Origin of the sequence: Myroides oncorhynchi (assembly GCF_020905415.1) — a bacterium.
In the GTDB taxonomy this organism is placed as follows: domain Bacteria; phylum Bacteroidota; class Bacteroidia; order Flavobacteriales; family Flavobacteriaceae; genus Flavobacterium; species Flavobacterium oncorhynchi_A.
Genome location: NZ_JAJJMP010000001.1, coordinates 1855721 through 1869733, shown reverse-complemented (window position 1 = coordinate 1869733; position 14013 = coordinate 1855721). Strand labels below are relative to the sequence as shown.

Annotated in this window: 12 protein-coding genes; 3 read left to right on the top strand and 9 right to left on the bottom strand. The window is 32.7% G+C overall.

The features are described from left to right. The first annotated feature begins 53 nt into the window (after window positions 1–53). Window positions 54–953: a NifU family protein gene (locus LNQ81_RS08255; RefSeq protein ID WP_229945820.1), complete on the top strand. Its 900-nt coding sequence runs from the start codon at window positions 54–56 to the stop codon at window positions 951–953. Window positions 954–1334: 381 nt separating this feature from the next. Here LNQ81_RS08255 and LNQ81_RS08250 read toward each other — a convergent pair whose 3' ends face one another. Continuing rightward, complete coding sequence (locus LNQ81_RS08250) at window positions 1335–3614, bottom strand: inorganic phosphate transporter (protein ID WP_229945818.1); 2280 nt, start codon at window positions 3612–3614, stop codon at window positions 1335–1337. A 150-nt stretch (window positions 3615–3764) separates the two neighbouring features. Here LNQ81_RS08250 and LNQ81_RS08245 point away from each other — a divergent pair, with 150 nt between their 5' ends. Together LNQ81_RS08245 and LNQ81_RS08240 are read left to right on the top strand one after the other, a co-directional pair. Continuing rightward, entirely contained in the window at window positions 3765–5768 is a 2004-nt protein-coding gene (locus LNQ81_RS08245) for a thioredoxin domain-containing protein (RefSeq protein WP_229945817.1), read from the top strand. Between the two features lie 3 nt (window positions 5769–5771). Beyond that, window positions 5772–6539: a mechanosensitive ion channel family protein gene (locus tag LNQ81_RS08240; protein ID WP_229945815.1), complete on the top strand. Its 768-nt coding sequence runs from the start codon at window positions 5772–5774 to the stop codon at window positions 6537–6539. A gap of 310 nt (window positions 6540–6849) precedes the next feature. Here the strand turns inward: LNQ81_RS08240 and LNQ81_RS08235 are convergent, their stop codons facing one another. From LNQ81_RS08235 to LNQ81_RS08200, 8 genes are all read right to left on the bottom strand, one after another. After that, a complete protein-coding gene (locus tag LNQ81_RS08235; protein WP_229945814.1) occupies window positions 6850–7176 on the bottom strand; it encodes a tRNA threonylcarbamoyladenosine biosynthesis protein TsaB in 327 nt (108 codons plus the stop codon). 40 nt (window positions 7177–7216) lie between these two features. After that, window positions 7217–8707, bottom strand: a complete 1491-nt coding sequence (locus LNQ81_RS08230) for an IS1634 family transposase (protein ID WP_229945360.1) — start codon at window positions 8705–8707, stop codon at window positions 7217–7219. A 415-nt stretch (window positions 8708–9122) separates the two neighbouring features. Further along, window positions 9123–9791, bottom strand: a complete 669-nt coding sequence (gene tsaB, locus LNQ81_RS08225) for a tRNA (adenosine(37)-N6)-threonylcarbamoyltransferase complex dimerization subunit type 1 TsaB (RefSeq protein ID WP_229945813.1) — start codon at window positions 9789–9791, stop codon at window positions 9123–9125. 2 nt (window positions 9792–9793) lie between these two features. Next, a complete protein-coding gene (locus LNQ81_RS08220; RefSeq protein ID WP_229945811.1) occupies window positions 9794–11044 on the bottom strand; it encodes an efflux RND transporter periplasmic adaptor subunit in 1251 nt (416 codons plus the stop codon). 6 nt (window positions 11045–11050) lie between these two features. Continuing rightward, window positions 11051–12490, bottom strand: a complete 1440-nt coding sequence (locus LNQ81_RS08215; protein WP_229945810.1) for a TolC family protein — start codon at window positions 12488–12490, stop codon at window positions 11051–11053. 97 nt (window positions 12491–12587) lie between these two features. Further along, window positions 12588–12818 (bottom strand): hypothetical protein, encoded by a 231-nt coding sequence (locus LNQ81_RS08210; RefSeq protein ID WP_121964915.1) that lies wholly within the window; start codon window positions 12816–12818, stop codon window positions 12588–12590. 15 nt (window positions 12819–12833) lie between these two features. Continuing rightward, entirely contained in the window at window positions 12834–13373 is a 540-nt protein-coding gene (locus tag LNQ81_RS08205; protein WP_229945808.1) for a DUF420 domain-containing protein, read from the bottom strand. Window positions 13374–13389: 16 nt separating this feature from the next. Then, window positions 13390–14013: an SCO family protein gene (locus LNQ81_RS08200; protein ID WP_229945806.1), complete on the bottom strand. Its 624-nt coding sequence runs from the start codon at window positions 14011–14013 to the stop codon at window positions 13390–13392.

The following is a 14013-nucleotide window of genomic DNA, read 5'->3' as shown; positions in this document are numbered from 1 at the left end:
CTTCGTGACGCTTAGCATTTTTCTTTGCTAATTTTGAAAAAACTTAAATTAACATGTCAAAAATACAAATTCAAAATACGTCAAACCCAACAATTATAAAATTTGTTTTACCAGATTTTATAACTAAAGGTGAAAACTACGAGTTCAAAAACATAGATGAAACTGCAGAATCGCCTTTAGCAAAGGAATTATTCTATCTTCCTTTTGTTAAAACGGTTTATATCTCAAATAATTTCATTGCCATCGAAAAATTTTCAATTGTCGAGTGGGATGAAGTAAAAGAGACTGTTGCTGACCAAATAGACCTTTTCTTGGCTAAAGGTAAGAAAATCCTAATAGATTCTAAAAAAGAAATAAAAAAGCAACCAATTACTATTTATGCTGAATCTACTCCAAATCCTTCAGTAATTAAATTCGTTGCTAATAAATTATTAACAAAAAAAGGTGTAGAGTTTAAAAATATTGATGAAGCTAGCGCATCTCCTCTTGCTAAAGAACTATTTAAACAATCTTTCGTTAAAGAGATTTTCATTGACGAAAACTATGTTTCTATTTCTAAGTACGATTCTTTCGAATGGGATCAACTAATTAACGTTACTCGTGGATTTATAAAAGAATTCTTAGAAAACGGGAACCTAGCGGTAGATGAATCTTTAATCTCAGATGCTAAAGCTATCGAAGAAGAAGCAGATAAGCACTTTGATACATTAGATGAAAAGTCTCAACGAATCATTAATATCTTAGAAGAAAATGTGAAACCTGCTGTACAAGCAGATGGTGGTAATATCGCCTTTCAGAAATATGACCAGGACACGAACATCGTTTATGTACTATTACAAGGTGCTTGTAGCGGATGTCCTTCTTCTACCTTCACACTTAAGAACGGTATAGAGGGAATGTTAAGACATATGCTTAATGATGAAGCTATTATCGTAGAAGCATCTAACGGATAATAACTTCAGAAATTGAAATAAAAATGAGGCAGGACAGTGATGTTCTGCCTTTTTTAGTTTTATGTCATACCCTTATAATTACGAACCAATTTTTCTAAATCCTTCAACATCTCTACAACATTCCTTTAAGATTACTACGTAGAAGAAGTCTTTTATCGAAGCATTGTTCAGGTGATCTTCACCTTGTCTTAAAGAGGAAAGTTTAGTAATAAATTCTAAACATCTACTAACGAATCAGTACATTAACGAAGAACACCCCTTGCTCATCTCCCTGTAAAAGAGGATGGGCAAAGGGTGTATCACAATATCTGAAGATATCGCTAAAATGACGAAAAGGGGCTACTCTCGTATCCCCTTCTCTTCACTTAAATTAAATATAGATTAGTTCATTCTGATGAATGATTTCCTCTTTACATCTGTCTCGAAATCTTTAAACAACTCTAACAATCCAATTGTTGACTTGATTAAATCATCGGTTTCAAAAAGAATAGAGAAGTATAATTTACTATTCTTTGGACTCGTTTCAGTAGTACGGATACGGATAATCTGTTTTTGGATTAACTTATCTACCGTAGCTATTAAATCGTCCTTTTCACTTAATATTTCATCTATCTGAGAGAATTTTTCCTCTGTGAATAGAATTACTATTTTATCAAACAATAGTTGAAGCTTCTTGTCAATTAGCTTAAGATCTCTAATCTGATTAAACTTTAGTTTCTTATGATTATTATCTACGTGAGCATAACTATTCTGTGCGATAAAGTTGATTGCTTTTATCATATCCTGCAAATACCCTAAAGTCAATACATAGAATTTACTTGCTTCCACAGATGTTTCATCCAGATTCTTAATAAAGAAATACACATTTCCTCTTAGATCATCTACTTCCTTCTCTAGTTTTTTTAGCTGTTTTTTACTCTTCTTAAGATTTGTAATATCTTGTAGAGCTACACCATCCACAACTACAGTGAACAATTCATTCGCTTTAGTGATTACTGACGCTACCTGAGCAGAGCTCTCTGACGCTACACCTTGAATAGTCATAATATCTACCTTATCAAGTTTCGCTTCTTTATCTTCTTTCTCTTTATACTTTTTTACATAAGATTTATTACTTCTATAAAGTAATATCCCCACTAAAATCAACATACCTACTAAAGCGTATATCTCTCCTATTTTTAACACATAAGCAATAATAAAGGAAGCTATAAAAGCTACAATAGCTGTTATAAACCAACCTCCAATCACATTAAACACTCCTGCTACGCGATATACTGCCGAATCCCTATCCCATGCTCTATCAGCAAACGATGTACCCATAGCCACCATAAAAGTAACATAAGTAGTAGATAATGGCAATTTCATAGATGTACCTATAGAAATCAATATACTCGCCACAATTAGGTTAACTGATGCGCGTACCATATCAAAGGCTGGCTCATCCTTCTTAGCGGTGTTTTTTGTCTTCTTAGGAAGTTCAAAACGCTTATCCATTTTCAATTGTAGAGATTGAGGTAAGAAATAATTAACTCCCATACCTATCAATACCATACCTCTAACAACAACTTTAGATAAGATATTAGGAGAAAACTTCTCTTCTGTAGTACCAGTATCTTGTCTAGCCAAGCTCATCTCTGTCTCAATAACATTCTTCGCCTTTTTAGATGTCCATAAAGTGTATACCATCACTACACCAGCGATTAGTAAGAAATAAAAAGGGGCTACCACATTCTCTTCTGCTAATTTCCCCATCATATATGTATCAGGAGATTGTCCTGATGCCATAAAAAACTCAAATGACTGAAATGCTGCAATAGGTACTCCTATAAAGTTAACTAAGTCATTACCAGCAAATGCTAACGCCAAAGCAAAGGTTCCAATTACGATAATTACTCTAAGTATATTTAACTTAAATATACTCATCAAGAATTGTGAGAATAAAGTCCAGAACACTAAACTTATTCCGATAATTGTCAACTGATTACTCCCTATCCATAAGCTAGTCTCTTTAGTGATAAAGCTAGCGCCTTTTAATCCTTTTACAAGAATAAAGAACGTAATAGCTGTAATAGCTACACCACCGAATATAGCTCCGAAGTATCTTAATTTCTGTTCTACTTGAAATGTAAAAATTAACCTAGACACATACTGTACAAGTGTACCTAGTGTGAACGAGAGAATAACTGAAAGCAATATACTGACGACAATCTCTGTGGCTTTTTCTGTATTAATATAATTAGGTAATAACGCAATACTCTCATTATTAGCCATCAGTTTTACTATTCCTAAACATACTGCTGCTCCTAATAATTCGAAAACGATAGAAACTGTCGTTGATGTTGGTAATCCTAGAGAATTAAAAACATCTAGCAATAGTACATCTGTAATCATTACTGCCAGAAATATGACCATTACATCATTAAAGGAGAACATACTAGGCACAAAAATACCACTTCTGGCTATCTCCATCATTCCTCCTGAAAAAAGTGCTCCTACTAAAATACCAAGCGAAGCTACAATCATAATCGTTCTAAAGGTAACTGCTTTAGAACCTAGGGCAGAATTCAGAAAGTTAACAGCATCATTACTTACCCCAACAGTTAAATCGATAATTGCCAATACCCCAAGAGCTATCAGCATTACAATAAAAATCTGTTCCATTATATTATATTTAAATTAAGTGTGGTGCAAAATTGGTTATAAAAATCAAGACCCATGTTAACTTAACGTTATTAATAGTAATTATTCTTTATAGTGATAATCCACATTTTCAGTACTTTTGTTAGAGAATTTGAACAATCAAAGCTGATTATGAATACACTACATTTAGAAACAAGTCCTTACCTACTTCAACATGCTCATAACCCTATACATTGGAAAGCATGGAATCAAGAAACTCTAACTCTAGCACAACAACAAGACAAACTTATTGTTGTAAGTATTGGTTATTCTACATGTCATTGGTGCCATGTAATGGAGAAAGAAAGTTTTGAAAATGAAGAAGTAGCATCCCTTATGAATAACCATTTTATTTCTATCAAAGTAGATAGAGAAGAATTACCTCATTTAGATAATTTCTATATGAAAGCTGTTCAAATAATGACCAAACAAGGAGGATGGCCTCTTAATGTAGTATGTCTACCTAATGGCAAACCGATATGGGGTGGTACCTATTTTAGAAGAGATGCTTGGATAGATTCCTTATCCCAATTAAATAAACTTTACAACGAAAAGAGAGATACAGTATTAGATTTCGCCGATCAATTAAATGAAGGAATTAGCTTACTAAGTCAAGCTCCAATTACTCAAGAGGAAACTCGCTTTAATATCGATATTCAATTAGACAATTGGAAAAAAAGTTTTGATTGGGAATATGGTGGATATAGTAGAGCACCGAAATTCATGATGCCTACCAACCTACTTTACCTACAGAAAAAGGCTTTTCTTCATAAAGATGAGATTTTACTAGATTATATAGATCTAACGCTAACAAGAATGGCATGGGGCGGATTGTTTGATACAGTAGAAGGTGGTTTCTCTAGATATTCAGTAGATCACAAATGGCATATTCCCCACTTTGAAAAAATGTTATATGACAACGCTCAATTACTATCGGTATATGCAGATGCTTATAAACGCACAAAAAACATATTGTATAAAGAAGTTATTGAAAAAACAATCACGTTCATTGAAAACAACTGGGTTAATGGAGATGGAGGTTATTTCTCTGCTTTAGATGCTGATAGTCTTGACAGACAGAATATTTTAGAAGAAGGAGCTTACTACATTTGGACTATTGATGAATTAAAAGGGCTTATTAAAGAAGATTTTAAATTATTTAGTATTGTATTTAACATCAATCCTTTTGGTCATTGGGAAGATGGTAATTATGTATTAATACAATCTTCTATGCTAGAGCAAATCGCTAAAGAAAACAAGATCTCTATAAGCGATTTGACTCAAAAGAAAACTAAGTGGGAACAAACTCTTAAATCACATAGAGATAACCGTCCCAAGCCTAGACTAGATGACAAGACCTTAACTTCGTGGAATGCTATGTACATCACAGGTCTTCTTGATGCGTATACTGCCACTCATAATAAGTCTTACTTAGATAAAGCACGTGCGCTATACTCTTTTATACACGTTAACTTATGGAATGAAGAAAGTGGTCTACTGCGTACTTATAAAAATGGCAAAGCTAAAATAGAAGCTTTCTTAGATGACTATGCTTTTTATATACAAGCGTTAATCAACCTTTTCGAACACACAGGAGAGCAAGACTTTCTAATAGAAGCAAAAAACATACTAGATTATTCGCTAGACCATTTCTTAGATATAAATAGCAAATTCTTCTACTATAGCCAATATAAAAAAGAAGATATCATCACTCCTGCAATAGAAACCGAAGACAACGTAATCCCTTCTTCTAATGCTATAATGGCTATGAACATGATAAAACTTGGGGTATTATATGAGAACCAATACTATACAGAACTAGCTACTTCAATGGTAGAAAGAGTCTTATCTATAATAGATTATCCTTCTGCATACTCACATTGGCTATTGTTACAATTATACCTAAACCAACCTTTAGAACTAACTTGGGTTGGAAAAAATGCAGTTGAACAAAACATACTTAGTCGCCACTCTATGAATACAAGATCATTAATCTTTAGCATAGCTACTAAATCAACAATTCCTTACCTATCTAAATACACAGTTCTAGAAGATACTTTACACTATATTTGTATAAACAAAACATGTCAAGCACCTAGTGCTAATCATTCTGAATTAGAAAATCACATCTTATAGTCTATGCAAAAGTTAGATAACTTACTCACTAAATACATTGAAAATTTCTTTGCCTATATACCAGAGATAGTAACTTCTCTTATTATTTTAGCACTAGGAATGTGGCTTATTCGCTTCTTGCAAAAGTTAGCCAAAAAGATTTTTTTAAAAAAGGACATAGACCCTACTTTCTCTAGCTTTATTTTAGATGTGCTAATTTGGGGGTTGCGTATACTCCTTTTTATAATAATTGCCTCTAAACTTGGGATTCAAACTAGTTCATTCGTAGCCATCATAGGAGCAATGAGTTTGGCTATAGGACTATCTCTTCAAGGTTCTTTAAGCAATTTCGCTGGAGGAGTATTGATTATTCTATTTAAACCTTTTAAAATAGGTGATATTATAGAAGCACAGGGAGAAAGTGGTAAAGTACTAACAATACATATATTCTCAACACAGATACTGACCTATCAAAATAATATAGTATACATACCAAATGGAGTACTATCTAATGGCAAAATTAAAAATATCTCTCAAAACAACTTAAGAAGAGCTGAAATAGCAGTACAAACTACCTTAGTCAAAAATACAAACCAATTTATAGAGAGGCTACAAGAGGAACTTGATAATTATGACAAAGTTTTATCTCAACCAAAACCTAGAATTTTAATAAAAGAACTATTAGACACTAAAATAACCTATAATGTACAAGTCTGGGTAGAACATGATAATTACAATATAGTCTGCTCTTATATATTACTAAAAGCAAGAGAAATCAGTGATTCAATCTAGTCTCTGACTACTATATTAATAATCACACCCAAACAGATTAAATGGAAAAAGGTCTAGTATGTAGTTACACTAGACCTTTTTTATATTTTAACCCAGAATCAGCGATAGACATATAACCGAAAAGTAATTATACAAGATAGATTTGAATTAGTCATTTTAGTATAATAAAATTATAGAGCTAATGAAAGAGCTATGAAATAAGATTACTTTGTTAGTATTTGGCTAATGCTATTCTCGGTTTAAAGAATCAGTATCAAATGCTGTCTAAACTAAACATATACTATTGATACTAGCCTCTCTTAGTTTTAAGTTATTTTTTCTTTTGAATTAAAACAAAGTCCTTTAAGTAAAAGGGTTCAAAGTAAGCTACATCTACGAATTCTTTTTTCATAAACTTCTCATACGCCATACCTCCCATTTCTCTTGCAGAAGGATAGGTAATCTCAGGATAATACACAAAGTGCTCGCCATCTAAGATTTCTTGACATTTCATTGCCCCATCACCGACTAAATGCAATGTTGTGCTATATGTAGAGAATGAGTGCTCATCTATTATCATCGCTTCTACTTCGCTGTTCTTCACATAATCGCTGTCAAATACTGCTGTAAACACTTCCATTCTACGTGCATCTAACATTGGAACAATTAGTCCACTTTCTACTCCTGACTTGTCCGTTTTAGGTCAGCACTTCTAGTTTGGATAAGATATCCTCTATTTTAGGATTGCTAGACGCTCTCATATTAAATTCTTCTCCTGTTAATTTATTTTTTAATCGGGCATCTGTTATCTTTTTACATTCATGTATAAAGGTTTTTATTGATGAATTTGTTTGTAATTCTATATGTTTTGAGAGTACTAAAGCAATAAAGCATATTAGTATATGAAGTTTTATAGGTTCTTCTTTATAATGAAAAATAGGTCTAGTTTGTAAATCACTTTTAGATATTCTAAAAGCTTGCTCAATGCGGTACAGCTCCTTGTATTGCTCTATGATAAGCTTATCGCTAGCCTTTTCTTGAGGTAGATTAGTATAATAGCCCTTAACACCAAGTAGTTTAGTTGTTTTAGCTACGAGTTTTTGATTTATTTCCATGTTCTCACCAGATGATTTCGTAAATTTTAGTTTTTTACCTTGACCTGGATTGTTAACTAGGTCTTCTGCTCGTTTTAACTGCTTTTCCATCTCGTATTTATCTTTACGGAACCGTACAGATGAAAAGCTACAAATTAAGTCTCCTGTCACAGTTTTAATTCTCAAGGTTTTACCATCTTCTCTTGGTAGTTGTGAATCTATGGTTTGAATAACGGTACTAGGTAGATTAGCTAATCTAGCACCAACGATAAAATTTATTCCTTTTTTATTTAATGCAATGCTATTTTCCAAACTGATCATTGCAGCATCAGCAACCACTGTAAATGTTTGAATTTGGTTTCTTCGAATAAACTGTTCAATCATCGGAATAAAGGTATGTCCTTCAAAAGTATTGCCCGCAAACACATCATAAGAAATAGGAAGTCCATCTTTAGTTACCATTAAAGCAACTAAAATTTGTGGCTGTTGTGATTTATTATCTTTAGAGAAGCCATTTTTGCGAAGCTCATCTGACTCAAAGGTTTCAAAATAAAGAGTAGTAACGTCATAAAATACCAATTTGTAATCAAAATTGTAATGTAACTGAGCAAAACTAACCGCGATTTGCTCTGCTTTTTTCTGTAATTCAAGCCATTTTGGTGCAAAATCATAATATTTTTGACGTCTATACTTGATTCCAAAATATTCTTCTAACAAAGATATTGAGCGTAGTTTAGAACTAGGCTCTAACATACGTATGATAGCTAAATCAAGTAAGAAACTACTTTGAAGTTTATCAAAACCTACTGAAATAACTATTTTATGCATCAACTCATAAAAGAAATTATAGTAAACACCCAAAAATTCAACCTGAGCTAAATTTACAACCTGATTATTAGTGTCTCCTGTAAAAAGGAATAGCTGCTTTGAAAGCTTTTGAATAAAGTCTCTGGCTAAAATCAGTAAATTTTCTAATTCTTGTTCATCACGAGAAGTACCAATATGACGAACAATCACACGCTTGCGATTTTCAATCTTATATACCTGTACTGAAACAGATCCCTGAGAATACTTAATTTTCCTGATTTTATACATTTCATGCACTTTAGGTCAGCAAAATACGAAAATAAACAAACCAACTACTTAAATATCATTACTTTATATTTTAACATATAAAAAGCGGACAAGTCAGGAATCTAGTCTCTGACTACTATATTAATAATCACACCCAAACAGATTAAATGGAAAAAGGTCTAGTATGTAGTTACACTAGACCTTTTTTATATTTTAACCCAGAATCAGCGATAGACATATAACCGAAAAGTAATTATACAAGATAGATTTGAATTAGTCATTTTAGTATAATAAAATTATAGAGCTAATGAAAGAGCTATGAAATAAGATTACTTTGTTAGTATTTGGCTAATGCTATTCTCGGTTTAAAGAATCAGTATCAAATGCTGTCTAAACTAAACATATACTATTGATACTAGCCTCTCTTAGTTTTAAGTTATTTTTTCTTTTGAATTAAAACAAAGTCCTTTAAGTAAAAGGGTTCAAAGTAAGCTACATCTACGAATTCTTTTTTCATAAACTTCTCATACGCCATACCTCCCATTTCTCTTGCAGAAGGATAGGTAATCTCAGGATAATACACAAAGTGCTCGCCATCTAAGATTTCTTGACATTTCATTGCCCCATCACCGACTAAATGCAATGTTGTGCTATATGTAGAGAATGAGTGCTCATCTATTATCATCGCTTCTACTTCGCTGTTCTTCACATAATCGCTGTCAAATACTGCTGTAAACACTTCCATTCTACGTGCATCTAACATTGGAACAATTAGTCCACTTTCTACTTTTACTTGTCTAGCCAATATCTCTAATGTATCTAGAGCAATCAATGGAATTGACAGTCCATAACACAATCCTTTTACAGAAGACACTCCTATACGAAGCCCTGTATAAGAGCCAGGTCCCTGACTAATAGCTATAGCAGATAAGTCCTTTAAAGTCTTGTCATTCTCCTTTAATATTTCTTCAATAAACACATGTAATTTCTCTGCATGTGAGAAGTTTTCTTCTGCTATTTCTTTATACGCGACTACTTGTCCTGTTATTGACAAAGAGACAGAACAATTCTTAGTAGCTGTCTCAATAGATAAAATCGTTATCATTCTTATTTTTTACTTTCTACTTCTATTTTTGCTCCGTGTTGAAGCGTTTTGCTGACTATTGAATATGGCCCTGTGACAATAACTTCACCTTTTTTTAAACCTTCTATAATTTGGATATTGGTTTCATCTTGTATACCAGTTTTTATAAACTTCAATTTCGCCACCCCGTTATCGTTAATAAATACAGCCTCTTTCATAATCTCTTTATCCGCAATACTTTTCTCTTCCTCTTTATTCTTAATCGTATCAGAAGGTACTTTCATTACCACTGCACTAATAGGTATCGCTAATATATCTTTCTTTGTATTAGTAATAATATCCACTGCTGCAGTCATACCAGGTCTGAATGGAGAATAATTCTCTATATTCTTATCTAATAAGTCTTCATACGACTCTTGTAATATCTTAATTTTAACTTTAAAAGTTGTAACCTGGTCTGCTGATAATGTTGTATTAGATGCAGAATTAGAAATACTAGTCACTACTCCCTTAAATTCCTTTTTAAGAAATGCATCCACACTAATACGGGTATCATCACCTAACTTGACCTTGACAATATCATTTTCGTTAATATCTACTTCTACTTCCATACTACTAAGGTTAGACACGCGTAGAATCTCTGTACCTGCCATCTGTTGAGTTCCTAAAACACGTTCACCTAGCTCCACATTAACTTTAGATATAGTTCCATAGGCTGGAGAATAAATCGTTGTTCTCAATAGATTACCTTTTGATTCAGCTAATGCAGCCTTTGAGCTCTCTACACTATAATAAGCAGATGTCTGAGCTGCTTTTGCTACCTCATAGGCACGAACTACTTGATCCCACTCAGACCTAGAGATAACTCCTTTATCATACAGCTTACTATTTCTATCATAGTTAGACTTCGTCTCTTTTAACTGAGCTTCTGCTTGCGAAAGTCCAGCTTTACTAGTAGCGAGCATTGCATCCATTCTATTCATTGCAGATGTATATAAATCCGGATTAATCACAACTAATAAATCCCCCTTATGAACAACCTGTCCTTCTTTGATTGGCAAATTTATGATTTCTCCAGATACTTCTGACGATATTTTAATTTCTATTTCAGGTTGAATTTTACCAGTACCAGACACAGTCTCTATTATACTAGTCTGGTCTAATGTAACAGTTTCGACTTTAATAGCATTTTCCTTTTCTCCTAAAAAAGATCTCCATAACACAATTCCTATCACAACCAATAGAATAGTTATTATTATATATTTTTTTCTCATATCTAGTTAGTTTTTAAATAATGGTATCCCAAAATAGTACTCTAGAATCTTCGTTTTGAAAATATAGTCATACTTCGATCTCAATAAATCTGATTGTGCTGCCACAAACAAATTCTGATTTTGATTTAAATCAAAGATACTAATCATTCCAACTGAATAACGTTCTTTCGCATATTCTAAAGATAATTTACGAGCCTCCAGACTTACATTACTTGCTTCAAACTTACGCATAGCACTTTCTGTATCTGTATAAGCTTTAAAGACCACCTGCTCGAGATTTAAGGCTTTTACTTCTCTTTCATTGCGTACTTGCTCTAGCATTAACTTTTTCAATTTAACCGTGTTTCGGGTAGAAAGTCCATTAAATACAGGTATTTTTAAAGAGAGTCCAAAGTTGGAATTAAAATTATCATTAACTTGATTAAAAAATGAATTAGGTCCTCCATAAATCCCCATGCTATTATTACGCAATACACGTACATTAGATCCTTCTACATAGCCAATTTCACTAGTACTAGATAATATCTCTGTCCCTATCATCCTATCCTGATAACTAATATTTGTTCCTAGATTATAAAATGCTTGTAACGTAGGTGAGTAAGATGACTTTGCTATCTTCACTTCTTGTTCAGCGATAGACACATTTGTATCTGCTGTTTTAAGATCAGTTAAAGCATCAACTGCTTTAGACGCAATATCCTTAGGAGAATATGCCAATACTCTGGACTGTCCTATCTCATAATCAGTATCTATAACATCAAAGGATTCATAAGAAGTGATTTGTAATAACTGTGCTAAATTAAGCCTTGCCATTACTAACTCATTCTGTGAAGTGATTAGTCGTTGTGTTGCTACAGCAACAGTTGCCTGAGATTCTAACAAATCACCTTTAGGTACTACGCCTGCTTCTACCAATTCATTAGTGCGTACCTCTTGGCTTTTATCATACTCTAATTGCAATTTATTCGTTTTAACTAATTCTTTATTAAACAATATCTGTAGATATGAATTAATAACATTTAATGCAATATCTTCTTTCATCTTCTGCAAATTATATTGCGATGCGATAAGTGATAACCGAGCTTTAACTAGCGTGTTCTGCTTAGATAGTCCATTATAAATATCTATATTAACTCCAACGCCAAAAGTACTACTCTGTATTGTTCGATTTTCTATCTGATTACTCTGTTGATTAGGTTGATCAGAAATTGTCCAAGAGTGATTCCCCGTTAAATTTACATTAGGCATAAAACTACCAACTACAATATCCTTATTAATTTCAGCGCTCTGTTCATCTAATACATATTGTTTAATACGAATATTATTATGTATAGCATATTCAATGCACTTCTCTAAAGTCCATAAAGTACTTTCCTGTCCATAGCTTCTATAACTAGAACTGAATATAAGCATACTTAGTAAGCTAAGTAAGAAATAGTTCTTCATACTCTATAAATAGTTTTTCACTGACACAAAACGAATCAATGATATTAGTAACAACTATAAAGTAATAAAAAAAACCGCTAATATTAGCGGTTTTTTATTATGATTTTGTATTTCTTTTGTTTTTGTAGACTTTATAACTAAAATACATTGCTAAACCTACTAGTAAATATGGAAAAATCATAAGATACACTATTCCATCATTTACAGCTTCAGCTTTCACTCCTCCATCTTCAGTTTCTAATGTCGCTCTACACATGGCGCACTGAGCAGAAACTTCCTGAGATAAAAAGAAGATAGACAGCAGAACTCCCCAACCTAACTTTTTCATACCGTACAAATACTATTAATTAATATAATATGGAGATATCATCCAATAAACGATAACACCTGTTACAGCTACGTACATCCACATCGGATAAGTAATACGAGCTAGTTTCTTATGTCTAGCATAAGACCCTGAAATACCACGCACAAAAGTGAACAATACAAAAGGAATAATGATAATAGACAAAAGAATATGCGTAATAAGTATAAAGAAATACACATATCTAATTACTCCTTCTCCTCCAAATTTTGTCTCTATAGAAGTCATGTGATATGCTACATACATTGCCAAGAAAGCTACTGAACAAGCAATACACAATTTAATCAATCGTTCATGCAATTGTTTATTTCCTTTCTTTATAGCTGCAACAGCAAAGAATAATAACACTGCAGTAATTCCATTAATAGTAGCATAAATAGGAGGTAAAAACGATAATGGCTTGACATCGTAGCCTAATTTCTGTAAATTAACTCCAAATAAAATAGCAACTACCACAGGTATTGTAACTGACAATACCCATATCCACTTATTATACTTTTGTTCTGTATTTGATTCCATTTTATCTTATTGATTTTTATTCGTCTAATAATGCTTTAATATCTTCTTTTAGCCAAGCTACTCCTTCATCTGAAGTACCATCATAATAAAAAATAGGATTGCCATGCTCATCCATACGGCTACGAATATTTCCTTCTTTATCAATCAGTGCAAACAATCCAGAATGCTCAAAACCTCCAGGTGACTCTGGATTAACTCCAGTATACAGATTAAACTTTTTAGCTAAATCATAAATATAAGTAGCATCACCAGTCATCATATGCCAATAAGGATTCTTTACACCTAATCCATCGGCATGAGCCTTTAATGCCTCTACAGTATCACGAGTAGGATCTATGGTAATAGAAGCGATACCAAAGTCCATCTTGCCATAGAATGTCTCTTGAAGTTTCATCATATTAGCATTCATAATAGGACATATTGTAGGACAATTAGCAAAGAAAAACTCTACCACATACACTTTACCTTTATAGCTCTCATTATTAATAGTCTTATTATTCTGGTCCACTAATTCAAACTTAGGTGCCGTACCAACAGTATATAGATCCGCCTTCTCAAACTTCTTAATAATTTTAGGCACTGCCCAGATACCAAAAATTAAAATAATAAACGATATCCAGATATATGATTTGTCTTTCAT